This is a genomic window from Xanthobacter sp. DMC12 (assembly GCF_056314105.1).
Window position 1 is genome coordinate 468,002 of record NZ_JBQUYZ010000002.1, and the last position, 22,263, is coordinate 490,264.

Here is a 22,263-nt window from a genome sequence, read left to right on the forward strand (position 1 = left end):
GCGCCGGGCGGCGGTCAGATCAGGACATTCAGTTGAAGGCGACGCCGGGCTTCACGCCCAGCTTCTTGAGCAGCATGGCCGCCGGGCAGAAGCCGGTGACGGAGGCCTGCATCAGGTTCGCGCCCACGAAGGCGGTCAGCCAGAAGAAATAAGGGGACACGGTGAGGCCCAGGCCGAGCGATGCCAGCACCATGAACCCCGCAAACATCATGACGATGCGATCGACAGACATTATCTTGCTCCATCGGGGTGCTCGCGGGCACCCTCTCGTGCGGGCCTCCCCGCGTTGGCATTGCATCTAACATTCAATTATCATAAATTCAAGACTATGAATGTTGTTGAAATGATTCCGGCCTCCGAGCGGGCCGCCGAACTCATGCGCAGCCTGTCCCACCCGCAGCGCCTGCTCGTTCTGTGCGCGCTGGTGGATGGCGAGAAGTCCGTGGCGCAGCTGCGCGACGAACTCGCCATCGAGCAGGTGCCCATGTCGCAGCAGCTCATGCGGCTCAGGTCGGATGGGCTTGTGGAAGCCCGCCGCGAAGGCACGAGCGTGTTCTACCGCATCGCGCGGGAGGAAGTGCTGGCGGTGATCGCCGCGCTTCACAAGGCGTTCTGCCCGAGCCGGGTGGAGTGCTGAGGAGCCTTCTGGGCGGGTGATGGCGGTGATCGCGTAGGCGGTCTTCCGCGCCCCGGACGCATGGAGCGCCAGCGCAATGCGAGCCGGGGTCCAGCGCAAGGGACCGCATAAGGCGCTTCCCTGCCCGAACACCCCAAGGCATTGCCCCGCTTTGCGAGCATTCTGGCGCTGGACCCCGGATCAGCGCTCCGGCTATCGCCGTCGCTTGTCCGGGGAACGAAAAAGGCCAGTGAGGACGTATGGAGCGCCGCCGCCGCTTGCCTCCCTCTCCCCTTGCGGGAGAGGGCTGGGGTGAGGGGGTATTCCCTCCCTTTGCATGAACGTCGGGCGCTCGGCCCAGCGCCCCTCACGCCGGCCGCCACACCGCCGTGCGCTTGATCTCCATGTCCTCCAGCTCCCGCGTCACCGGCACCGAGTATTCCGCGAGCTTCGTCAGCCGGTCCTTCGGCAGATAGGTGCGGCCCGGATCGCCGATGAGCACCGTCGCACCCCGCGCCGCGAGGGCGAGGAGCCAGGCGAAGACCTTTTCCGCCAGGTCCCGCTCATAGGCGATGTCGCCCGCAAGCACCGTGTCCCACCCATCGTCCCGGCCGATGAGGTCGTCCTGCGTGGGGGAGAGCACGACGCCGTTCGCTTCCCCATTGAGGGCGATGGCTGCCACCGCGAAGGGATCGATGTCGGCGCAGGTGACGCCCGCCGCCCCCGCCTTCATGGCCGCGATGCCCACCAGCCCGGAGCCCGAGGCGAAATCCAGCACGTGCCGGCCGCGCACCGTTTCGGGATGGTCCAGCACATGCCGGGCGAGGGCCTGTCCGCCGGCCCAGGCGAAGGCCCAGAAGGGCGGCGGCAGGCCGAGCTCGCCCAGTTCCTCCTCCGTGCGATGCCAGATGGGCACCGCCTCGTCGGCCACATGGAGCGAGACCTCCGGCACCAGCGGCACCGGGCGCAGGCGGGTTTCGGCGCGGATGAAGGCGGCGGGGTCGCTGATCGCGCGGCTCACCCCTTGATGCCGCCCATGGCGCACACGAGCGCCCATTCCTCGTCTGTCACGGGCTGGACCGAGAGGCGGGAGAATTTCATCAGCGCCATTTCGGAAAGGCGCGGCTCGGCCTTCACGGCGGCGAGGGTGACGGGGGTCTTCAGCGGCTTCACCGCCTTGATGTCCACCATCACGAACTTGCCGGTGGGGTCGGAGGGGTCGGGATAGGCCTCCTTGATGACCTCGACGATGCCGACGATCTCCTTGCCCTCGTTGGAATGGTAGAAGAATCCAGTGTCGCCGATCTTCATGGCGAGCATCTGCTGCTTGGCGAGGTGGTTGCGCACCCCGTCCCAGTGGGTGCCCTTGGCGCCCGCCTTCACCTGCATCTCCCAGGACCATTTGAAGGGTTCGGACTTGTAGAGCCAGTGGGCCATGGCAATGCTCGCGTTCGCAATCGATCGAGCGGATGTGCCGTTTCCCGCCGTGCTTGGCAAGGTTTGCTTGAGACGCCGGACGCCTTAATCTCCGCCGCCGGCGGCGCGGACGGCCGCCGCATCACGCAAGGAAGCGCACATGGTCTATGAGGTTGCCACGCTCGACATCAAGGAAGGCTCCGAGGCGGCCTTCGAGGCGGCGGTGAGGGAGGCGGCGCCCCACTTCCAGAAATCGCGCGGCTGCATCGGCATGTCGCTGGCGCGTGGCGTGGAGACGCCCACGCGCTATACCCTGCTGGTCACCTGGGAGAGCGTCGAGGACCACATGGTCCATTTCCGCAACTCGCCCGAGTTCCAGGAATGGCGCCGCCTCGTCAGCCCCTACTTCGTCTCTCCCCCGTCCGTGGAACACACCACCGGGGTGGCGACCTACTTCTGAGGGGACGTCCCCGCCCTCTCCGGACACGGGAGGGCGGGGCTCTACGCAGATTCCCGGACTTGTCGGCTATTCCCGATCGTACATAGCTTGTTCCATCTCAATGCTCCGGCTGCGGCTTTTCGCCAGCGTGCCGGATCGCCCGTTTGGGGCGCGATGCATTTTTGGAGGCTTGCCGTGGCGATCGCTTCTGAGCCGGAGACCGCGTCCGACGGCCCCGCCGCCTTCTTCCGTGCCCAGCATGCCGCATTCGGCGCGACGCTTGAGGCCCACGCCGGCTCGGCCGAGATCGTCGACCGCCTCTGGATGCAGGCCTTCTCCAGCTACGAGCACAATGTGACGGAGCAGACGAAGGATCTGCCGCCGCTCGCCTGCCACAAGGGCTGCGGCACCTGCTGCCGCATCCAGGTAGCGGCGACCATGCCGGAAGTGCTGATGGTGGCGCGCTATGTCCGCGCCATGTCCGAGGGCTTCCGCAAGGTGGGCATCGATCTCCCCGCCCGCCTCGCCACAGCGCAGGGGGCGTCGGCCGCCACGTCCGGCACCATGGCGCTGGGTGGGGAATGCCCCTTCCTCGCCGAGGGCATCTGCGTGATCTATCCGGTGCGCCCTTTGGCCTGCCGCGGCCATGTCTCGTTCGATGCCGAGGCCTGCATCGCCGCGCTGGAGGGGGAGGCGGACGAGGTGCCGGTCTCCGAGAACCACCGCACCGTGCGTGCGCTGGTGCAGGGGGCGCTGCAATCGGCCCTGCGCGATGCCGGCAAGCCCTGGGCGCTCTATGATCTCCTCGGCGCGCTGCGCATCGCGCTCGCCCACCCGGATGCCGAGGGCGCTTTCCGCGCCGGCGAGGACGTGCTCGACCCCGCCATCATCGCCCATGTGAGCCGCGAAGAGATGGGCCGCACCTTCGACCGGCTGAAATCCTGAAGCCCGCGCGGCGTCTGAGCGGAGGCAGCGCCTAAAGCCCGCGCGGCGCTTGAGCGAGGCAACGCCTAAAGCCCGCGCGGCGCTTGAGCGAAAACAACGCCTAAAGCCCGCGCGGCGTCTGAGCGAAAACAACACCAAAAAACACCAGCCGCACACCCACCGACGCCGCAGACCCGGGGGAAACGGGTCTGCGGTCGAAGCGCATGGCTGTCGGCCCTCCGTGTTTTTCTTTAGTCACTCACGCAAAGGAAAAGCCGGGGATGGCCGCTGTTTGAGGCCACCGCGCGCGCCGATGGGACGGTGAAACTTAACGCGCGCGGGGCCACGGCCACCCCCGGTGAAGCCCCGGGAGGGGGCAAGTCTGGAGCGTTTTCGAGCGAAGGGGAGACCGGTTCGCGTGAAGAAAACGCGTCGCAACAGAAGCCGGATCATTTCAACGTTTTCGGGGAGCGTTGAAATGATCTCGGGATCGCCGATCAGAAGAAGCCGAGCTTCTTGGGCGAATAGCTGACCAGGAGGTTCTTGGTCTGCTGGTAGTGGTCGAGCATCATCTTGTGGGTCTCGCGACCGATGCCGGACTGCTTGTAGCCGCCGAAGGCCGCGTGGGCCGGGTAGGCGTGGTAGCAGTTGGTCCACACGCGGCCCGCCTCGATCGAGCGGCCGACGCGATAGGCGCGCGAGCCGTCGCGGGTCCACACGCCGGCGCCGAGGCCGAAGAGGGTGTCGTTGGCGATGTGGAGCGCCTCTTCCTCGTCCTTGAAGGTGGTGACGGAGACCACCGGGCCGAAGATCTCTTCCTGGAAGATGCGCATGTTGTTCTTGCCGAGGAAGACGGTGGGCTTCACGTAGAAGCCGTCCGCCAGCTCGCCGGTGAGCACGTTGCGCTCGCCGCCGGCCAGAACCTGCGCGCCTTCCGCACGACCGATGTCGATGTAGGACAGGATCTTGTGCATCTGCTCGGAGGAGGCCTGCGCGCCGATCATGGTGGAGGGATCGAGCGGCGAGCCCTGCTTGATGGCGGCGACGCGGGCGAGCGCCTTCTCCATGAACTTGTCGAACATGCTCTCCTGCACCAGCGCGCGGCTCGGGCAGGTGCAGACTTCGCCCTGGTTGAGGGCGAACATGACGAAGCCTTCCACCGCCTTGTCGAGGAAGTCGTCGTCCTCGGCCGCCACGTCGGAGAAGAAGATGTTCGGCGACTTGCCGCCCAGCTCCAGCGTCACCGGAATGAGGTTCTGCGCGGCGTAGCCCATGATGAGCCGGCCGGTGCCGGTCTCGCCGGTGAAGGCGATCTTGGAGATGCGCGGCGAGGAGGCCAGCGGCTTGCCGGCCTCAAGGCCGAAGCCGTTGACGATGTTGAGCACGCCGGGGGGCAGAAGGTCGGCGATCAGCTCGGCGAGCACGAGGATGGAGGCGGGGGTCTGCTCGGCGGGCTTCAGCACCACGCAATTGCCGGCGGCGAGCGCCGGGGCGAGCTTCCACGCGGCCATCAGGATGGGGAAGTTCCAGGGGATGATCTGGCCCACCACGCCGAGGGGCTCATGATAGTGATAGGCGATGGTGTCGTGGTCGATCTCGCCAAGCGTGCCTTCCTGGGCGCGGACGCAGGCGGCGAAATAGCGGAAATGGTCGATGGCCAGCGGAATGTCCGCCAGGGTCGTCTCGCGGATCGGCTTGCCGTTGTCCCAGGTCTCGGCGCGGGCGAGGAGGTCGAGGTTGGCCTCCAGGCGATCGGCGATCTTGAGCAGCACCAGCGCGCGGTCGGCGGCGGAGGCGCGGCCCCAGGCCTTCTTGGCGGCGTGGGCGGCGTCCAGCGCGCGCTCGATGTCGTGCTCGTCGGAGCGGGGAACCTCGCAGATTACCTTGCCGGTGATGGGGGAGGTGTTCTCGAAGTAGCGACCGTTCACCGGCTCGACGAAGGTGCCGCCGATGAAGTTGCCGTAGCGGGGCTTGAAGGGCGAGGTGTGGGCGCTCGAAAGAAAGGCGGGGCTGTTCATTTTTTCCTCCCGTGATGGTGCCGGAGGATTTGCACCGGTCGTGCCAGTTCTCGAATGTGCGCCGCACGCCTTTATTTGCGATGCGGGAAGATGCTGTGAAAACTTGATTTTAACGGCACCTCGCGGGCCTACGCAGAAGCCCGACTTTACGGCCGCCGAATAGTCGTGCGAGACTGTCGCGCATAAGAACAGGGTGCCGCGACACCTGTCGCAAAATGCGACAGTCGGCGCCGATAATGTCGCGTCAGGGAAGCGAGACGAGCCGAGGGACGAATGCCTGCGCCATTTCCGCCCCTCTCGCCGGTGCCCCCGCCGGACGAGCTGCTCACCGCCCGCCGCCGGTTCTTTTCCGGCGCGCCCGGGGCGGAGCAGGCGCTTGCGCTTCCCATCATCCGGTCCTGGACCCGCTGCGCCGAGCGCGGCCTGCCCGTGGGCGGCCGGCTGAAGGCCGAGCCGCTGACGCAAGGCGAACTCTCCGTCCGCCGCGAACGCTACGAGGCCCTGCGCCGTCGCTGCCGGCCGGAGCTGGAGGCGCTGCATCTCAGCGCCAGCGCGGCGGGCGGCATCGTCATCCTCACCGATCCCGCCGGCCTCGTGCTTGACACCGTGGGCAGCGCCGATTTCGCCGACCGCGCCGCGCAGGTGGCCCTGCGCCCGGGCGTGAGCTGGAGCGAGGCGGACAGCGGCACCAATGCCATCGGCACGGCGCTCATCGAGCGCCGCGGCATCGAGGTGCGCGGCGCCGAGCATTATGCCGAGCCGCACGGCATCCTCACCTGCGCCGCCGCGCCCATCCACGACCCATTCGGCGAACTGGTGGGCCTGCTCGACCTTTCCGGTCCTTCGGCGGTGCCGCATCTCCATGCGCTGGCGCTGGTGGAGCTGGCGGTGGGGCAGGTGGAGCACCGCATGTTCGAGGGCGCCTTCCCCGGCCGGGACGTGGTGCGCTTCCACGCCGATCCCTCATTCCTCGGTACCGCACGCGAGGGCGTGCTGGTGTTCGAGGATCACCGCCTCGTCGCCGCGAACCGCCCGGCCCTCGCGCTGCTCGGCCTCGGCTGGGACGCCTTGGGCGCGCGGCGCTTCTCCGAGCTGTTCGAGGGCAGTCTCGGCCGCCCGGGCGATGCCCGCCGCGCCCGCACGCTCAACGGCCCCGTGATGCTGCGGCTGGAGCGGCAGGCGCCGGCGCCCCTGCGGGCCGCCCCGGTGCCTGTCCCCCCGCCGAGCCCGGCGGCGGCCCCCACCGGCCCGCGCTTCGATGCCGAGACCGAGCAGGCGCTGGGCCGCGCCATCCGGCTGATGAATGCCGGCGTCCCCGTGCTGATCCAGGGCGAGACCGGTTCCGGCAAGGAAGTGTTCGCCCGCCAGATCCACGCACGTGGACCGCGCGCGGACCGCACCTTCGCCGCGGTGAACTGCGCGGCGCTGCCGGAAGGGCTCATCGAATCCGAACTGTTCGGCTACGAGGACGGCGCCTTCACCGGCGCCCGGCGCGCCGGCTTCAAGGGCCTGTTCCGCGAGGCGGACGGCGGCGTGCTGTTCCTCGATGAGATCGGCGACATGCCGCTCGGCCTGCAGAGCCGCCTGCTGCGCGTGCTGCAGGAGCGGGAGGTGACGCCGCTCGGCGGCGGCAAGGCGGTGAAGGTGGATTTCGCCCTCGTCTGCGCCTCCCACCGCGATCTGAAGATGCTGGTGGAGCAGGGCAGCTTCCGCGCCGACCTCTATTTCCGCATCGCCCAATACACCGTGACCCTGCCGCCGCTGCGCAGCCTCGCCGACCGGGAGGCACTGGTGGAGCGGCTGTGGCGCGAGATGGCGGGGCCGGGGGCGGACGCGCCGTTGTTGGCGCCGGAGTGCCGGGAGGTGCTGGCGCGGCATACGTGGCCGGGCAACTTCCGCCAGCTCACCGGCGTGCTCAAGGTGCTGCTCGCTTTGGCCGAGCCGGGCGAGACGGTGGGGCCGGAGGCGCTGCCGGCCGACGTGCGAACAAGCGATCTGCGTGGTGCGGTGCCGCCCATGGGCCATGCGGGTTCAGATCCCTTTGCCGCCCCCAATGCAGGGGATGCGGCGGCCCTCCCCGGCGACCTCGGCAGCGTCACCCGCGCCGCCATGGATGCGGCGCTCAAGGAATGCGACGGCAACATTTCCCGCGCCGCCCGCCGCCTCGGCATCCACCGCTCGACGCTGCACCGCCACCTCGCCTCCCGCGGGCATTGAGGGGCGCAGGCGGGTTCACACCCCCGCCAGATGGTGCAGGACGATCCCCGACGTGGTCGCGACGTTGAGGCTGTCGAAGTCCGCCGCCATGGGGATGGCCACCGTGCGCACCCGCGCCATCACGTCCGCTGGAAGGCCAGGCCCCTCGGTGCCGAACAAAGCGGCGACGCGCGGCGGGGGGACAAGGCGGGAGAGGGTTTCCCGCCCGGACGGCGACAGCGCCACGGCCTCGAAACCCCGCTCGGAAAGCAGTTCTATGAGCACGCCCGCATCCCGCACCCGCGCGAACGGCACCACGAGGCTCGCCCCCACGGAGACGCGGATCGCCTTGCGGTAGAGCGGATCGCAGGAGGCCTCATCGAGAATCACCGCATCGGCGCCGAAGGCGGCGGCGTTGCGGAAGATGCCGCCCATATTGTCGTGATTGGTGAGGCCGAGGGCGGCCACCACCAGCGCCCGCGGACCGAGGCCATCGAGCAGAGCGCCCACGTCCGGCAGCGGCCGCGCCGCCCCCAGCGCGAGGATGCCGCGATGGATGGGAAAGCCGACGATGGCATCCATCACCCCCTGCGGCGCCACATGGACGGGCAGGTCTTCCGGCAACGCCGCGATGAGGTCGGAAAGCCGCTCCGCCTGCGCCTGCGACAGCAGGACGGAGGTGAGCCGATGCCCGCCGCGCGTGCCCAACCGGCCGGCGAGCAGCCGCAGGACCACCTCGCCCTCGGCCATGAAGCCGCCCTGCCGCCCCACCAGATCGCGCTCGCGCACCTCGCGGAAGCCGGCGATGCGGGGATCGTCGGCCTCGGATACCGGAACGATCATAGGGGCCGGCGCTTCACCGGCACGGGCGCGCAGGTGCTGGCGCGCACCACCAGTTCCGGCTTCATCTCCGCCCGCTCCACCGGCCGGCCGGGATCGGCGATGCGCTTCAAGGCCAGCGTCGCGGCGGCGCGGCCATACTCGGGAATGAAGGTGTGCACGGTGGTGAGCGGCGGGTACCAGACCCGCGCCTCCTCGATGTCGTCATAGCCGACAAGGGAGAAATCGCGGCCCGCGAGAAGGCCCGCCGCCTGCAATTCCATCAGCGCGCCGAACGCGGAGAGATCGTTGAAGCACACGGCGGCGGTGGGCGGCTCCTCCAGCGCGAGCAGGCGCGCCATGGCCTTGCGGCCTTCCGCGCGGAGGCCCGGCCCTTCCATCACCAGCGCCGGATCGAGCGGGATGCCGGCTGCGGCAAGGCCCGCCTTGTATCCGGCGAAGCGCTTGCGACCCGTGGAGATGGCGCCGAAGCCGCCGATCATGCCGATACGCCGGTGCCCCAGCGCCACGAGATGCGCCACGCCGAGTGCCACGCCGGTCACGTCGTCGGAGCCCGCGAAATCGAAGCCGGAGCCCTCGATCTCGCGCGTTACCTGCACCACGGCGATGCCGGTGGAGGCGAGCGCTTTCAGATCCTCCACCCGCGAATGGGCGGCCGGCGAGACGAGAAAGGCATCGGGGCGATATTCGGCCAGCGTGCCCAGCGTGCGGGTCTGGCGCGCCACGTCTTCCTGGCTCACGCCCAGAAGCACGGTCTTGCCGGCCTCGGAGAGGGCATCCTCCACCGCCGCCAGAAGCTCGGTGAAGGAGGGGTTCACGATGTCATGCAGGCCGAGGGCGACGATGTTGGTGCGCGCCGTGCGCAAGGCGGCAGCGCCGCGGTTCGCCACATAGCCGCGCGCCCGCGCCGCCTCCTGCACCTTCAGGCGCGTCGCCTCGGCGACCATGGGGCTGTCGCGCAGGGCCAGCGAGATGGTGGCCGTGGACAGGCCCAGCTCCCGGGCGAGGCCCTGGAGCGTCACCTTGCCAATGGGAACGCCGGCCGGAGCGGCACCGGCCGGGGCATCACCCGGCGGAGGAGGAATCGTCTCGTCCATGGGCCATCCCTATAGCGGATCTGTCGCGTCTCGCGCCGTCCTTTCCGCCATGCTAAACGATTTAACGATAACGGCAACGACAGCTGCGACGATACGAATCGGGAGGACGCCATGGCGGGTACGCGGGTTGGATTCATCGGGGTCGGCCTCATGGGCCACGGCATGGCCAAGAACATCCTCGCGAAGGGCTTTCCCCTCGCCGTGATGGGCCACCGCAACCGGGCTCCGGTGGAGGATCTGGTCTCCCGCGGCGCCACCGAGGTGAAGACGCCGGCCGAGATGGCGGCGCAGTGCGACGTGATCGTGCTCTGCGTCACCGGCGCGCCCCAGGTGGACGAGGTGCTGAACGGCGAGAACGGCATCCTGAAGGCCGCCAAGGCCGGCCTCCACATCATCGACACCTCCACCTCCGAGCCGACGCTGACCATGGCGCTGGCGGAGAAGCTGGCGCAGGATGGCATCTTCCTCTGCGACGCGCCCTTGGGCGGCACGCCCATCCAGGCGGAGGAGGGCGCGCTTTCGGCCATGGTGGGGGCGGACGACGCGGCCTTCGCGGTGATCGAGCCGGTGGTGGCGGCCTTCGCCAGCCGCATCGTGCGGGTTGGCGCGCCGGGAGCCGGGCACACCATGAAGCTGCTCAACAACTTCCTGTCGCTGGGCTACGGCGCCATCTATGCCGAGGCGCTGGCCATCGCCGGCAAGGTGGGGGTCACGGCGGAGGTGTTCGACAGCGTGATTCGCGGCTCGCGCATGGATTGCGGCTTCTACCAGACCTTCATGGGCTATGTGCTGGAGGCGAACGTGAACGCCCACCGATTCACCATCGCCAATGCCCACAAGGACATGCGCTATGTGACGAATCTCGCCACCAACACCGGCGCGTCCGCCTTCATCAGCGCCACGGTGAAGAACCTTTATGCCGCCGCCGAGGGCCTCGGCAACGGGGGCAAGAACGTGCCGCAGATTACCGACGTGCTGGCGCAGATGAACGGGCTGCCCACCGTGCTCGAGCTGAAGGCGGCGGCGGAGTAGCCGTTACCGCAATTTACCGTCCTCCCGGCCGGGATTCACACTTCCGACACCGCCGCGCGCCAGCCTTCCCCGGCATGACGTGCGGCGCAATGACTCACGGGCGAGGCGGAACCTTCCGGCCCCGAAAGCATTTGCCGCCACATCGCGCCCCCTGCCGAGGAGGGCCGGCAGGCAATGGGAACGGGAGGCTGGCAGACGTGTCGCAGACCGGGCAACGATTGGTGAGCATCGATTTCTGGCGGGGCTTCGCCCTGCTGACGATCTTCATCAACCATATTCCCGGCCACGTCCTCGGCGGCTTCACCTATCGCAATTTCGGCTTTTCGGACGCGGCCGAGCTGTTCGTCTTCCTTGCCGGCATCTCCGCGGCCTTCGCCTATCTGCGTCCCTTCTCCGCCGGCGAGCGCGTGCGCACCACGGCGCGGGTGTGGATGCGCGCCTTCACGCTCTATGCCGCCCACCTCGTGCTGGTGGTGATGTCGGTGGTGGTGGTGGGCGGCTTCGTGGTGCTCACCGGCGACGAGCGCATGCTCGAATGGATGCATCTCGACATCATCCCGCAATATCCGCTGGAATCGCTGGTCGGTATCGGGTTGCTTACCTACCAGCCGGGCTATCTCAACATCCTGCCGCTCTATGTGGGGCTTCTGCTGCTGGCGCCGATCCTGCTGCTGCTGGCGCGGCGCAGCCTGGGCCTTGCCCTTGTGGCCTCGCTCACGCTCTATCTCGTCACCCAGATCGCCGACCTCGCCTTGCCGGTGTGGCCCGGGCCGGGCGGCTGGTTCTTCAATCCGCTGGCGTGGCAGCTCCTGTTCACCTGCGGCCTCGTCATCGGCGCGCTGATGGACCGGGGGTTACGCTCGGCCGCCCACCGGGTACTGGACGTCGCCGCGCCCCTCTATCTGCTTGTCGCACTGGTGTGGGCGGTGCTCGGCTATCCGGTAACGCCGGATCTCTCCCCCGTGCCGCCCTTCCTGTGGGATTTCGACAAGACCAACCTCGCTTTGCCGCGCCTGCTGCATGTGCTGGCGCTGGCCTATTGCGTGTCGCGCCTGCCGCTGGAGGCGTGGCTGAAGACGAGCCCGTCGGCGGCGCCGCTGATCCTCATGGGCCGCCATGCGCTGCCGGTGTTCTGCCTCGGCACCGTGCTCAGCCTCGGCGCGCAGGTGGTGCGCCCCCTCGCCGATGGCGCGTTGAGCGTGGATTTGCTAATCATTGCCGCAGGTTTCTCGCTCCAGTGGTCCCTCGCATGGGCACTCGAATGGCAGCGCCGCGATCGCGCCCCCGCCCGGCAGGCGGCGCCGGCTCCGGCTTCTCCGGCCGCGGCGTTCGCGCCCCGTCCGTGAAGCGCGCGGCCGGCGCTCTTCTCGCCGCATGGCTGATGCTGTGCCCGCTGACGGCCGGGGCAACCATCTCCAACGCGTGCCGTGTCCCGGACATCTTCCTCGCCTTTGACAGCGATCTGTCCCGCACCGAGCGGCTGGTAGACCGCTCCGCGCCCGTGCGCATCCTCATGATCGGCCCCCAGCCCGACCGGCAGGCGCTCTCTGAGAAAAAGCGCAGCCGGCTCGAGACGGAGCTGAGCAACCGCCTGCCGAACATCACCTTCACCATCATCGACGAGGGCTTCACGCAGGGCCTCGCCCGGGATGATTTCAGCCGCATCCGCTCGGCCGTGGAGCGGGTGGCGCCGGACCTCATCATCTGGCAGGTGGGCACGGCCGACGCGCTCGCCGCCACCGATCCCGAAAGCTTCGCCCACACGCTGGAGCAGGCCGCCGACTGGCTGCGCGGGCGCAACATCGACCTCGTGCTCATCGATCCGCCCTTCGTGCCGGGCGTGGACCACGAACACCTCTACGGCCGCATCGTGAAGCAGATCGACGCGGTGTCGGACAAAGAGCGCATGAACGTGGTGCAGCAATACGGCGCCACGTCCTATCTCCAGTCCTCCGCCCGCTCCCCCGCCGAGGGCCGGGCGTGCATGTCGGAGCTTGTCGCGGAGGCCATCGTGAAGGCCGTGACGCGATAATAATCGGAATATACATTTATGTAATAAATAAAAATGGCATATACTTTTTACTGCATGTCGAAGATATTGAAATTATTCATTTTTGTTTAAATTGCACCATGCATTTTTTCCAATGCGAAGAACGGCTATAACCGCGATAGCTACGGCTCCCACCACCACCCCAGCGCCAATGCTAAATATTGTCGCAATGTGAGCTGATAGTGCAGATACCAAAGCAGGAAAACTTTTTCCAGCTTTATCCTTGATGTCGGCGTAAACTTCGGATTCAGTACAAAAACACTTGTACACCTCTGATTTTATTGCGTCCCAACAATTTTGAGATCGCTCAAATTTAGAGCCAGTCTGATAAATAAAGCCGACATCTTTATTCTCTCCAGTAATCATCAATCCAAGTTTGTCGAATTCTGAATTGTCAATATGGCATTCGAGTGCTTTAGAAACTATTAAAATTTGGTAATCCGACAAATAGTTTACTTTTTTCAAATCAAGTTCTTCAAGAAGTTCATCCATTAATGCCCTCCATTTTTAGAATGTTTTTTGCATAAGATATATGAGTCGCAAATGCAATTGTGCTTTCAGTCCCAATGCTCTGACCGCCAAGTATCATTTCGACGCCGGAAGCTGCGGTTGGATTAAATCGACCGGAAACGATCCCAATAATCCGGCCCGAAAGTGCATTAATTACGGGGCCTCCGCTGTTTCCCTCATGAACATATGCGTCAAAGTGAATTTGATCGACCCCAGTGTCCGATCGGCTTTTTCCGCATATTGTTGAATGCGATATTTTTAATGTATGAAGGCCTCTATCTGCAAATGGGAAGCCCATATACGCAACGGTTGAGCCGACTAAGCAGTCCGCCTCGTCGCCTAATATGTCGGGTGGTACATTGCACGTAACGGACTCAACCGGGGCCAATAAAGCTAAATCTTGAATTGGTTCGAATCTCAATAATTTCATTCGAATTGGATTTATTATAGGTACTGTACGCTCTTGATATTGATTGGCGTTCTTTATCGGTAGAACCATGAGCGTATCAAGGGGATTTAAAATATGGGCTGATGTCAGGACGTAGCCGCTATTGTCGCAAAGAAAGCCGCTTCCTAAAAACTGACAAGTCTTATCCGCATCAGAATACTTCAGAACCATAAGATTCAGGCCAGCATACTTCCGTGCGACGGCTCTTAGCATCGACGTCCCCCAACCAAGGGTTGATCTCCTGATTATGCACGATGCAATTTTCCGTTCAACGGCTCTGGGCTTCACAGTCGCCAATTTGGAGTGAGGACATAATAATCAGGAGGTTTTCCCTTCACCCGCCCTTAACCCATTGCCGCCATCCTCAGGCTCGTGAGTAAGCGTTGCGTAGGGTTGCGTCATGCGTAGTGTGGCCAAGGGGGCGGCCGGGCGGACGGCGCGTCAATGTCGTCCGGAGTATCCCGCAATCGCCCCCTTGGCGGCCCCACCGGCCGCACCTCGGGGAGCGGCTCGGGAGCACGCTCTCCCCCTCAATGAAATCCTGATCGGCGACACCATCGCCCGCATGGCGGCCTTGCCTGCCGGCTCGGTGGATCTCGTCTTTGCCGATCCGCCCTACAACCTCCAGCTCGGCGGCGAGCTGAAGAGGCCGGATGAAAGCCGCGTGGACGCGGTGGACGACCATTGGGACCAGTTCGAGAGCTTCGCGGCCTATGATGCCTTCACCCGCGCCTGGCTTTTGGCCGCGCGGCGGGCGCTGAAGCCGAACGGCACGATGTTCGTCATCGGCTCCTATCACAACATCTTCCGCGTCGGCGCGCTGATGCAGGATCTGGGCTTCTGGATCCTCAACGACATCGTGTGGCGCAAGGCGAACCCCATGCCCAACTTCCGGGGCCGGCGCTTCACCAATGCGCACGAGACCCTGATCTGGGCCGCCCGCAGCGCGGAGTCGAAATACACCTTCAATTACGAGGCGCTCAAAGCCGGCAACGAGGATGTGCAGGTGCGCTCCGACTGGCTCTTCCCGCTCTGCACCGGGCAGGAGCGGCTGAAGGACGAGAAGGGCCGCAAGCTCCACCCCACCCAGAAGCCCGAGGCGCTGCTCGCCCGCGTGCTGCTCTCCTCCACCAAGCCCGGCGACGTGGTGCTCGATCCCTTCTTCGGCTCCGGCACCACGGGGGCGGTGGCCAAGCGCCTGCGCCGGTCCTTCATCGGCATCGAGCGCGAAGAGACCTATGCCGAAGCGGCGCGCGCGCGCATCGATGCCGTGGAGCCGCTGGCGGAAGAGGCCCTGGTCGCCCCCCCGAGCGCGCGAGAGGCCCCGCGCGTCGCCTTCTCGGCGCTGGTGGAGCGCGGGTTCGTCACGCCGGGGGCCGAACTCACCGATGCCAAGGGCCGCTTCCGCGCCGTGGTGCGGGCGGATGGCACCATTTCGCTGGCCGACAGCCCGAACGTGGGCTCCATCCATCGCGTCGGCGCCCTCGCCCAGGGGGCGGAGGCCTGCAACGGCTGGACCTTCTGGCACGTGGAAGAGGAAGGCCGCCGCCACCCCATCGACATCCTGCGCGCCCGCCTGCGGGCGGAGATGGGCATCGCCGCCGAATAGCTCAGAAGCGGTAGTTTACGCCCGCGCGCACCACGTTGAAGGCGTAGTCCGACGATGCGGCGATGACGAAGTCCGGCACCGGGTTGGCCGGGCTGTTGGCAAGCGGGAAGGTGCTGCTGCCAAGGTCCACATAGAGATATTCCGCCTTCACCGACCAATGGGCGTCGATGCGCGTCTCCGCGCCGCCGCCCACGGTCCAGCCCCAGCGGGTGGAGGAGGATGAACCCGCCCAGGCATATTGCGCGCCGTTGGCGCCGCCGATGAAAAGGCTGCTGCCCGCATTGCCGACCGCGAAGCCGCCGGTGGCGTAGAGCAGCGTGGCCCCGACCGCATAGCCGAGCCGCGCCCGCAGCGTGCCGAACCACTCGCCGGTCAGCGCATAGTCCTTGACGATGAACTGGCCGGGATTGACCAGCGAGGGGAGGATTTCGCTCCCGGCCTGGCTCCGGTCGGCATAGGCGAAGTCAGCCTCGAGGCCGGCCACCACCGCGTTCCACTGCCAATTGTAGCCGATGGTCGCCCCGGCGCTGAAGCCGGCGGAGGAGTCCCCCAGTGCCGTCTCATACTGGAGCGCATGCAGCACGGGATCGGACTGCAGGAAGGCGCCGCCGAGCTGAGGCGTGACGCTGGAGGCATCAATCACCGCGCCGGCGGTCACACCGGCATAGAAGCCCTGCCAGGACATCGGCGCGGCGGCGGCGGGCACAGGCGCCTTCACCGCGAGATCCGCCGCCCACACCGGTGCGCATGTTGCCACTACGGCCGCAACGGCCAGTCCGAACCGCATCTCCCGCCCCCGCATCTCCCGCCCCCGAGTCTCCCAGCGCAGGCTTAGCTTTACGAGGCTCGGGGCGCCCGATGCAAGGACCGTCTAGGGACCGCATCTCATCGATCGTCGAGATGCGCGAGCACCTTGCGCATGACCGAGGGGAGCGCCTCCGCATCGAACCCGTCCGGTGTCACCCAGCGGTGCCCCTCGGGGGCGGGTGCCGTTGCGGGGAGGTCGGCGCGCAGCACCTTCAGCGTCAGCGCGAAATGGGTGAAGACGTGTTCCACCGCGCCGGGCAGCGGACGCCAGCGCGCCTTGAGCGGCGCGTGGGCCTCGGGTGTGTCCGGTTTGGGTCCCCACGGGGTGGAGGGCACTTCCGTCATCTTCGCCAGAAGGCCCTTGTCCGGCCGGGTACGCAGCAGAACCGCGCCATCCGCCCGCACGGCGAGGAAGGCGACGCCCTCCCGCCTCGGCTTGTCTCCCTTGGGCGCCTTCACCGGATAGAGCGCCGCATCCCCCGCCGCCCGCGCCTCGCACGGCTCCATCCAGGGGCAGAGCGAACAGGCGGGCGAGCGCGGCGTGCAGATGGTGGCGCCGAGGTCCATCATCGCCTGCGCGAAATCGCCGGGGCGCTGCGCGGGCGTCAGCGCCGCGGCCAGCGCCTTGATGCGGGGCTTCGCGCCGGGCAAGGGCTCGGCCACCCGATAGAGGCGGGAGACGACGCGCTCGATATTGCCGTCCACCGGGCTCGCCTTGAGGTCGAAGGCGATGGCGGCGATGGCCGCCGCCGTGTAGGGGCCGATGCCGGGCAAAGCGAGCAGGGCCGCCTCGTCGTCCGGGAAGCGCCCGCCATGGCGCGCCACCACCGCCTGCGCGCAGGCGTGGAGATTGCGGGCGCGGGCGTAGTAGCCGAGCCCCGCCCAGGCGGAGAGCACCTCTTCCAGCGGCGCCGCCGCGAGGTGGGAGACCGTGGGCCAGCGGGCGAGGAAGCCGGTGAAATACGGCCCCACCGCCTTCACCGTGGTCTGCTGGAGCATGATCTCGGAGAGGAAGACGTGGTAGGGGTCCGCCGTCCGGCCCGGCTCGGCGCGCCAGGGCAGGCGGCGGCGGTGGCGGTCGTACCAGGCGAGGAGCGCGGCGGGGGCAGGCGTGCCGGGTTTGGCGCCGGGTTTTCCGGCACCGCTTGCGGCCGCGCGTGCGGCGGGGGAGGATGTCATGCGGCCAAGGTGGCCGCGCCCGCGTGCCGGGGCAAGAGCCTCGCCCACCCCTCTTTCCTTCGTGTACCGGAAACGCCTTGAACACCTCGAACTTCACCCGTCGCTACCGTGGCCCGCGCCCCCTCGCCGATTTCGTGGCGCCGGGGATCAGCGACCTGTGCGGCCGTGCCGGCTTCTCGGTGGTGGAGGTGGTGACCCATTGGGACGAGATCGTCGGCCCGGACCTCGCGCCCCGCTGCATCCCCCTCAAGCTGCAATGGCCGCGGGAGGAGGGGGCGGCGGCGACCCTCGTGGTGCGGGTGGAAGGCGCCTATGCCATCGAGCTGCAATATGCCGCCGGCATCGTGGTGGAGCGAATCAACGCCTATTTCGGCTGGCGCTGCGTCGGCCGCCTGATGCTTCGGCAGGGCCCGGTGCCCCAGCGCCAAGCGCCGCCGCCGGTGCCGCCGAAGCCCGACAAGGCCACCATCGCCGCCGTGCGACACGAGATCGGCACCTTCGAGGACGAAGCGCTGGCCGAGTCGCTTGCAAAGCTCGGTGCGCTGGTGCGGCGCGAGCAGCGCGGCGGCTGAGGCGCGGATGCCAGACGGCTGGCGTTCACCCGTCCGTTATCGGCGCGGGGAGGCGCGGGCCTTTCCCGCCATAAGGGCGACATGATAGAGCCCCAAGGCTTTTGCGCAGGATCGGCGTCGCCGCGCCGGACCTGACCCTGTTTCCCGTCCTGATGCCCCTACGGAACCGGCGATGCGGCCAAGACCGGGAAGCCCGGTCGCCAGCCGCCGGACCATTCGGAGATGTCCATGATTGTCGATCGCCGCCGTTTCCTGGTTGGAGCAGGCCTCGCCGCGCTGGCGGCTGGTCTCGGCCTGCCGCTCTCCTTCGATCCGGCCGCGGCCCAGACGGTGGAGCAGGCCAAGCTGATCGCGCCCGCCGCGAGCCCGCTGCCTGAGAAGGCGCTGGGCAGCGCCACCGCGCCGGTCACCGTCATCGAATATGCCTCGATGACCTGCAGCCATTGCGCGGCCTTCCACACCGGCACCTTCCCCGAGCTGAAGAAAAAGTACATCGACACCGGCAAGGTGCGCTTCATCTTCCGCGAGTTCCCGTTCGAGCCGGTGGCCACCGCCGCCTTCATGCTCGCCCGCTGCGTGCCCGAAGATAAGTACTTCCCCATGGTCTCGACCCTGTTCGAGACGCAGAAGACCTGGGCCTACAGCACCGACCCCGCCGCCGGCCTCCTCGCCGTCGCCAAGCAGGCCGGCATGAGCCAGGCCGATTTCGAGAAGTGCCTCACCGACCAGCAGCTCGGCGAGAAGGTGCAGGAAAGCGCCCTCTACGCCAACAAGGAGCTGGGCGTGAGCGCGACTCCCACCTTCTTCATCAACGGCAAGAAGGTCTCCGGCGCCCTCGGCATCGCCGAATGGGACAAGGAACTGGCGCCGCTGCTCGCCGGCAAGTGAGGCGAGCCACCGTTATCTTCAAGGGCCGGCGCACCACGCCGGCCCTTTTTGATTCTGGATTGCTTTCGCTCAGGCGCCGCGCGGGCTTTCTCGTTGCCTTCGCTCAAGTGCCGCGCGGGCTTTCTCGTTGCTCACGCTCAGGCGCCGCGCGGGCTTTCACGCCGCCCGGAGCTTCCTCTCCACATAGCGGCTTTCCTGCGTGCGCCCGCCGTAGCCATAGGCATCGGCCTTCACCTCGCGCACGAGGACGTAGCTCTCCTCGTCGAGGTCCGGCAGCAGACCGGACATGGCGGCGAAGACGGCTTCGAGATAGGCGGCCTTCTCGTCCTTGGTGTTGGTGCCGTCCACCACGAGGATGTCGAGGGAGAAGGACGTGCGCGCCTTCGCCGACAGCGCCTCTCCGCCCACGAACCACTGCTCGGCCGGCACGAAGGAGATGGCGACGGCCGTCACCTTGGGGTCCTTGCGCAGGATGCGGGCGGTGAGGTCGGACAGGGTGGCGGCGACCTTGGCGGCGAGGGCGGCATCCGGGGCGCCGGACAGCTTCACGTTCAGAATGGGCATTTCGACCTCCATCGGCGCGATGCACCGGCATCGGCTGCGATGGCTTGTTCTAGGCCGCCCCAATTGATGAGAAAAATTGAATTCTAAAATCCCAGAGTTTTGCTAATCTCATAGCATGATCCGCAATCTCGACCTCGACCTCATCCGCAGCTTCGCCGCCGTGGCCGACCTCGGCTCCATCTCCGCGGCGGCGCGGAAGGTGGGGCGCAGCCAGTCCGCCGTGAGCCTGCAGATGGACCGCCTCGCCGAGGCGGTGGGCTTCTCCCTTCTGGAGCGGCGCGGGCGGGCGGTGTCGCCCACCTCGCGCGGTGCGGCCTTCCTGGAGGATGCGCGGCGCCTGCTGGACCTCAACGACCGCATCCTCACCCAGCATGTCCACGGCGCCTTCGCCCAGCCCCTCCGGCTGGGCTTCGTGCAGGACGTGGGCGAGCAGGTGCTCCAGCGCATCCTCTACCGGCTCTCGGCCAGTTTCCCGCAGGCGCCCATCACCGTGCGCGTCTGCACCACCTCCCACATGCTCGACATGCTGCGTGCCGAGGAGCTGGATGCGGCCGTGGGCTTCCGCGCCGAAAGCGAACTGCCCGCCTCCCTGCTGCTGCGCGAATCCATGGTGTGGATCGCCGCCCGCCAGCTGCGCCTCGACCGCGAGGCACCGGTGCCCCTCGTGCTGTTCGAGCACCCGTGTTCCTGCCGCACGGCCGCCATCGCCGCGCTGAACGCTGCCGGGCGGCAATTCCGCATCGCCTTCACCAGCCCCAGCCTGCCGGGCCTGATGGCGGCGGTGGGGGCAGGTATGGGCGTCACCGTGCGCTCGCCGCGGGCGCTTCGGCCCGACCTCGCCATCGTTGCCGACCTCGACCGCGCGGCGCTGCCGGACATGGAATTCCTGCTCTACACCCGCCCCGGCGCCCGCCCGCCGGCGCTGCAGAAGGTGGAGGAGGTGCTGCAGGAGGAATTGCGGCGCGAGCATCCGCTCTACGCGGTGGCGTAACCCAGCCCGCGCGGCGCCTGAGCGAAAGCAACGCACAAAGCCCGCGCGGCGATTGAGCGGAGACAACGCGAAACACCCGCGCGGCGCTTGAGCGAAGGCGACTCAAAAACCCGCTCAAGCTGGACAGGCCGGGATGAACCCGGCACCCTTTTCCCATCGTTCGGTCCGGGACTGCCCCTTTTCGAGCCCGGCGGAGATTGCCGCGATGACCAGCACACAGCCGACCCCGAAGGCGTCCCCCGCCTTTCCGTTCGACAATTCCTATGCCCGCGACCTCGCCGGCTTCTATGCGCCCGTCCTGCCGACCCCGGTGGAAGCGCCGGCGCTGGTGAAGGTCAATGCCGACCTCGCCGAGCTGCTGGGCCTCGACCCCGCCGACCTCGCAACCCCCGAGGGCGTCGCCGTGTTCGCCGGTCTCGCCGTGCCGGAAGGGGCGGAGCCCATCGCGCTCGCTTATGCCGGGCACCAGTTCGGCCATTTCTCGCCCCAGCTGGGCGATGGCCGCGCCATCCTCCTCGGCGAGGTGGTGGGGCGCGACGGCCTGCGCCGTGATATCCAGCTGAAGGGCTCCGGCCCCACCCCCTTCTCCCGCCGCGGCGACGGGCGCGCCGCGCTGGGGCCGGTGCTGCGGGAATATATCGTCAGCGAGGCCATGGCGGCGCTCGGCATCCCCACCACGCGGGCGCTGGCGGCCGTGACCACGGGCGAAGCCGTGGTGCGCGATCGCGCGCTGCCGGGCGGCGTGCTGGCGCGGGTGGCGGCGAGCCACATCCGCATCGGCACTTTCCAGTTCTTCGCCGCGCGCAAGAGCTTCGATGCCGTGAAGCAGCTCGCCGACTACACCATCGCCCGCCACTATCCCGATCTCGTGGGGGTCGAGAACCCCTATCTCGCTCTGCTCGATGGCGTCATCGGCCGGCAGGCGGCGCTGGTGGCGCGCTGGCTGTGCGTGGGCTTCATCCACGGGGTGATGAACACGGACAACATGTCCGTCTCGGGCGAGACCATCGATTACGGCCCCTGCGCCTTCATGGACGCCTACGACCCCAACACGGTCTTCTCCTCCATCGACGAGATGGGGCGCTATGCCTATGGCAACCAGCCGGACATCGCCCACTGGAACCTCGCCCGCTTCGCCGAATGCCTCATCCCCATCATGACGCCTTCTTTGGGCGAGGACCGGGAAGCCGCCATCGCCGCCGCCAACGCGGCGCTCGGCACCTTCCCGAAGCGCTTCTATGCGGCCTACCACGCCGGGCTTGCCGCCAAGATCGGCCTGCCGGAGGCGAGCGAAGCGGATGTCGCCCTCGCCCACGACCTCCTCAACGTGATGATCGGCTCCAAGGCCGACTTCACCCTCACCTTCCGCCGCCTCGGCGCGCTGGCGGAGGATGCGGACGCGGGCGGGCCGGTGCGCGACCTGTTCCTCGACCGGCCGGCCTTCGATACCTGGGCCGAACGCTGGCGCGCGCGCCTCGCCGAGACCGGCCGATCCGGTGCCGAGATCCGGGCCGGGATGGATGCGGTGAACCCGCTCTTCATCCCCCGCAACCATCTGGTGGAAGAGGTCATCGCCGCCGCCATCGAACGCGGCGACCTCGGCCCGTTCGAGCGGCTGAATACGGTGCTGGCGCATCCCTATGAGGAGCAGCCGGACTTCGCAGCGTATGCTGGGCTGCCGCCGTCCATGGAGGGGTATCGGACGTTCTGCGGGACGTGAGCATTAGGCACTCCCTCTCCCGCGACGGGAGAGGGGCGCATTGCCGCTACGCGAGAACTCGTGCGCTGGACCCCGGATCGGCGCTCCGGCTGTGCCGTCGCTTGTCCGGGGCACAGAACCAATATCGCCGTCGTCCTCCGACTTGATCGGAGGACCCATGGTGACGTTTGTTCTGCGCTTCGGCTGCGCGCTCAGGCGAAGGGATGGGCCCTCCGGTCACGCCGGAGGGCGACGGCGGTTTGGGCCGGCCTCGCGTCCCGGACGCATGCAGCGCCAGCGGAATGCGAGCCGGGACCCAGCGCAAGGGGCCGCCGCAGGCGCTTCTTTACCCCGACCCTCTCAGGCAT

The 22,263-nt window shown here is 67.4% G+C and carries 23 protein-coding genes; 12 read left to right on the top strand and 11 right to left on the bottom strand.

Annotated elements, in window-relative coordinates; genetic code table 11:
* Window positions 1-28 precede the first annotated feature (28 nt).
* On the bottom strand, window positions 29-232 hold the full coding sequence (locus ACT535_RS10320) for a YgaP family membrane protein (protein ID WP_168458389.1): 204 nt from the start codon (window positions 230-232) through the stop codon (window positions 29-31).
* A 111-nt stretch (window positions 233-343) separates the two neighbouring features.
* On the opposite strand from ACT535_RS10320, the gene ACT535_RS10325 reads away from it, so the two are divergent.
* Window positions 344-637 (top strand): ArsR/SmtB family transcription factor, encoded by a 294-nt coding sequence (locus ACT535_RS10325; RefSeq protein ID WP_476325554.1) that lies wholly within the window; start codon window positions 344-346, stop codon window positions 635-637.
* Between the two features lie 346 nt (window positions 638-983).
* Here the strand turns inward: ACT535_RS10325 and ACT535_RS10330 are convergent, their stop codons facing one another.
* Together ACT535_RS10330 and ACT535_RS10335 are read right to left on the bottom strand one after the other, a co-directional pair.
* Window positions 984-1,673, bottom strand: a complete 690-nt coding sequence (locus tag ACT535_RS10330; protein ID WP_476364290.1) for a class I SAM-dependent methyltransferase — start codon at window positions 1,671-1,673, stop codon at window positions 984-986.
* The gene (locus ACT535_RS10335; protein ID WP_029556569.1) at window positions 1,634-2,053 is read right to left on the bottom strand and encodes an EVE domain-containing protein; all 420 of its coding nucleotides are present in this window, start codon (window positions 2,051-2,053) and stop codon (window positions 1,634-1,636) included. The genes ACT535_RS10330 and ACT535_RS10335 overlap by 40 nt, the downstream gene beginning before the upstream one ends.
* A gap of 139 nt (window positions 2,054-2,192) precedes the next feature.
* Between ACT535_RS10335 and ACT535_RS10340 the strand changes: the two genes are divergently transcribed.
* Both ACT535_RS10340 and ACT535_RS10345 read left to right on the top strand, forming a co-directional pair.
* Window positions 2,193-2,492, top strand: a complete 300-nt coding sequence (locus ACT535_RS10340; protein ID WP_168458385.1) for an antibiotic biosynthesis monooxygenase family protein — start codon at window positions 2,193-2,195, stop codon at window positions 2,490-2,492.
* 174 nt (window positions 2,493-2,666) lie between these two features.
* Complete coding sequence (locus tag ACT535_RS10345) at window positions 2,667-3,416, top strand: YkgJ family cysteine cluster protein (RefSeq protein ID WP_476364291.1); 750 nt, start codon at window positions 2,667-2,669, stop codon at window positions 3,414-3,416.
* A gap of 476 nt (window positions 3,417-3,892) precedes the next feature.
* Here the strand turns inward: ACT535_RS10345 and adh are convergent, their stop codons facing one another.
* Window positions 3,893-5,413 (bottom strand): aldehyde dehydrogenase, encoded by a 1,521-nt coding sequence (adh, locus tag ACT535_RS10350; RefSeq protein WP_168458384.1) that lies wholly within the window; start codon window positions 5,411-5,413, stop codon window positions 3,893-3,895.
* 273 nt (window positions 5,414-5,686) lie between these two features.
* Between adh and ACT535_RS10355 the strand changes: the two genes are divergently transcribed.
* Window positions 5,687-7,630 carry a sigma-54-dependent Fis family transcriptional regulator gene (locus ACT535_RS10355; RefSeq protein WP_476364292.1) on the top strand — a complete coding sequence of 648 codons (1,944 nt, stop codon included), beginning with the start codon at window positions 5,687-5,689 and terminating at the stop codon, window positions 7,628-7,630.
* Window positions 7,631-7,645: 15 nt separating this feature from the next.
* Here the strand turns inward: ACT535_RS10355 and ACT535_RS10360 are convergent, their stop codons facing one another.
* Window positions 7,646-8,452 (bottom strand): TrmH family RNA methyltransferase, encoded by an 807-nt coding sequence (locus ACT535_RS10360; protein ID WP_476364293.1) that lies wholly within the window; start codon window positions 8,450-8,452, stop codon window positions 7,646-7,648.
* A complete protein-coding gene (locus ACT535_RS10365; RefSeq protein WP_476364294.1) occupies window positions 8,449-9,546 on the bottom strand; it encodes a LacI family DNA-binding transcriptional regulator in 1,098 nt (365 codons plus the stop codon). The genes ACT535_RS10360 and ACT535_RS10365 overlap by 4 nt, the downstream gene beginning before the upstream one ends.
* Before the next feature lie 18 nt (window positions 9,547-9,564).
* On the opposite strand from ACT535_RS10365, the gene ACT535_RS10370 reads away from it, so the two are divergent.
* The 3 genes from ACT535_RS10370 to ACT535_RS10380 all read left to right on the top strand — a co-directional run bounded on the left by ACT535_RS10370 (window position 9,565) and on the right by ACT535_RS10380 (window position 12,610).
* Window positions 9,565-10,578: an NAD(P)-dependent oxidoreductase gene (locus tag ACT535_RS10370; RefSeq protein WP_476364710.1), complete on the top strand. Its 1,014-nt coding sequence runs from the start codon at window positions 9,565-9,567 to the stop codon at window positions 10,576-10,578.
* Window positions 10,579-10,799: 221 nt separating this feature from the next.
* Complete coding sequence (locus tag ACT535_RS10375; protein ID WP_476364295.1) at window positions 10,800-11,924, top strand: OpgC family protein; 1,125 nt, start codon at window positions 10,800-10,802, stop codon at window positions 11,922-11,924.
* Complete coding sequence (locus tag ACT535_RS10380) at window positions 11,921-12,610, top strand: hypothetical protein (protein ID WP_476364296.1); 690 nt, start codon at window positions 11,921-11,923, stop codon at window positions 12,608-12,610. Before ACT535_RS10375 ends, ACT535_RS10380 begins: the two co-directional genes overlap by 4 nt.
* A 72-nt stretch (window positions 12,611-12,682) precedes the next feature.
* Here the strand turns inward: ACT535_RS10380 and ACT535_RS10385 are convergent, their stop codons facing one another.
* Complete coding sequence (locus tag ACT535_RS10385) at window positions 12,683-13,120, bottom strand: hypothetical protein (RefSeq protein WP_476364297.1); 438 nt, start codon at window positions 13,118-13,120, stop codon at window positions 12,683-12,685.
* A complete protein-coding gene (locus ACT535_RS10390; RefSeq protein ID WP_476364298.1) occupies window positions 13,113-13,799 on the bottom strand; it encodes a S1 family peptidase in 687 nt (228 codons plus the stop codon). Before ACT535_RS10390 ends, ACT535_RS10385 begins: the two co-directional genes overlap by 8 nt.
* Before the next feature lie 187 nt (window positions 13,800-13,986).
* On the opposite strand from ACT535_RS10390, the gene ACT535_RS10395 reads away from it, so the two are divergent.
* The gene (locus ACT535_RS10395) at window positions 13,987-15,195 is read left to right on the top strand and encodes a DNA methyltransferase (protein WP_476364299.1); all 1,209 of its coding nucleotides are present in this window, start codon (window positions 13,987-13,989) and stop codon (window positions 15,193-15,195) included.
* A gap of 1 nt (window position 15,196) precedes the next feature.
* Here the strand turns inward: ACT535_RS10395 and ACT535_RS10400 are convergent, their stop codons facing one another.
* Together ACT535_RS10400 and mutY are read right to left on the bottom strand one after the other, a co-directional pair.
* Window positions 15,197-15,982, bottom strand: coding sequence for an outer membrane protein (locus tag ACT535_RS10400; RefSeq protein WP_476364300.1), 786 nt, complete (start codon window positions 15,980-15,982; stop codon window positions 15,197-15,199).
* Window positions 15,983-16,080: 98 nt separating this feature from the next.
* The gene (mutY, locus tag ACT535_RS10405; RefSeq protein ID WP_476364711.1) at window positions 16,081-17,181 is read right to left on the bottom strand and encodes an A/G-specific adenine glycosylase; all 1,101 of its coding nucleotides are present in this window, start codon (window positions 17,179-17,181) and stop codon (window positions 16,081-16,083) included.
* A gap of 77 nt (window positions 17,182-17,258) precedes the next feature.
* Here mutY and ACT535_RS10410 point away from each other — a divergent pair, with 77 nt between their 5' ends.
* Window positions 17,259-17,753 carry a DUF721 domain-containing protein gene (locus ACT535_RS10410; protein WP_476364301.1) on the top strand — a complete coding sequence of 165 codons (495 nt, stop codon included), beginning with the start codon at window positions 17,259-17,261 and terminating at the stop codon, window positions 17,751-17,753.
* A 228-nt stretch (window positions 17,754-17,981) separates the two neighbouring features.
* The gene (locus ACT535_RS10415; RefSeq protein ID WP_476325531.1) at window positions 17,982-18,641 is read left to right on the top strand and encodes a DsbA family protein; all 660 of its coding nucleotides are present in this window, start codon (window positions 17,982-17,984) and stop codon (window positions 18,639-18,641) included.
* A 156-nt stretch (window positions 18,642-18,797) separates the two neighbouring features.
* Here ACT535_RS10415 and ACT535_RS10420 read toward each other — a convergent pair whose 3' ends face one another.
* The gene (locus ACT535_RS10420; protein ID WP_476364302.1) at window positions 18,798-19,205 is read right to left on the bottom strand and encodes a tautomerase family protein; all 408 of its coding nucleotides are present in this window, start codon (window positions 19,203-19,205) and stop codon (window positions 18,798-18,800) included.
* 115 nt (window positions 19,206-19,320) lie between these two features.
* Between ACT535_RS10420 and ACT535_RS10425 the strand changes: the two genes are divergently transcribed.
* Window positions 19,321-20,196: a LysR substrate-binding domain-containing protein gene (locus ACT535_RS10425; protein ID WP_476325527.1), complete on the top strand. Its 876-nt coding sequence runs from the start codon at window positions 19,321-19,323 to the stop codon at window positions 20,194-20,196.
* Window positions 20,197-20,401: 205 nt separating this feature from the next.
* Window positions 20,402-21,916 (top strand): protein adenylyltransferase SelO, encoded by a 1,515-nt coding sequence (locus tag ACT535_RS10430; protein ID WP_476364303.1) that lies wholly within the window; start codon window positions 20,402-20,404, stop codon window positions 21,914-21,916.
* Window positions 21,917-22,263 lie beyond the last annotated feature (347 nt).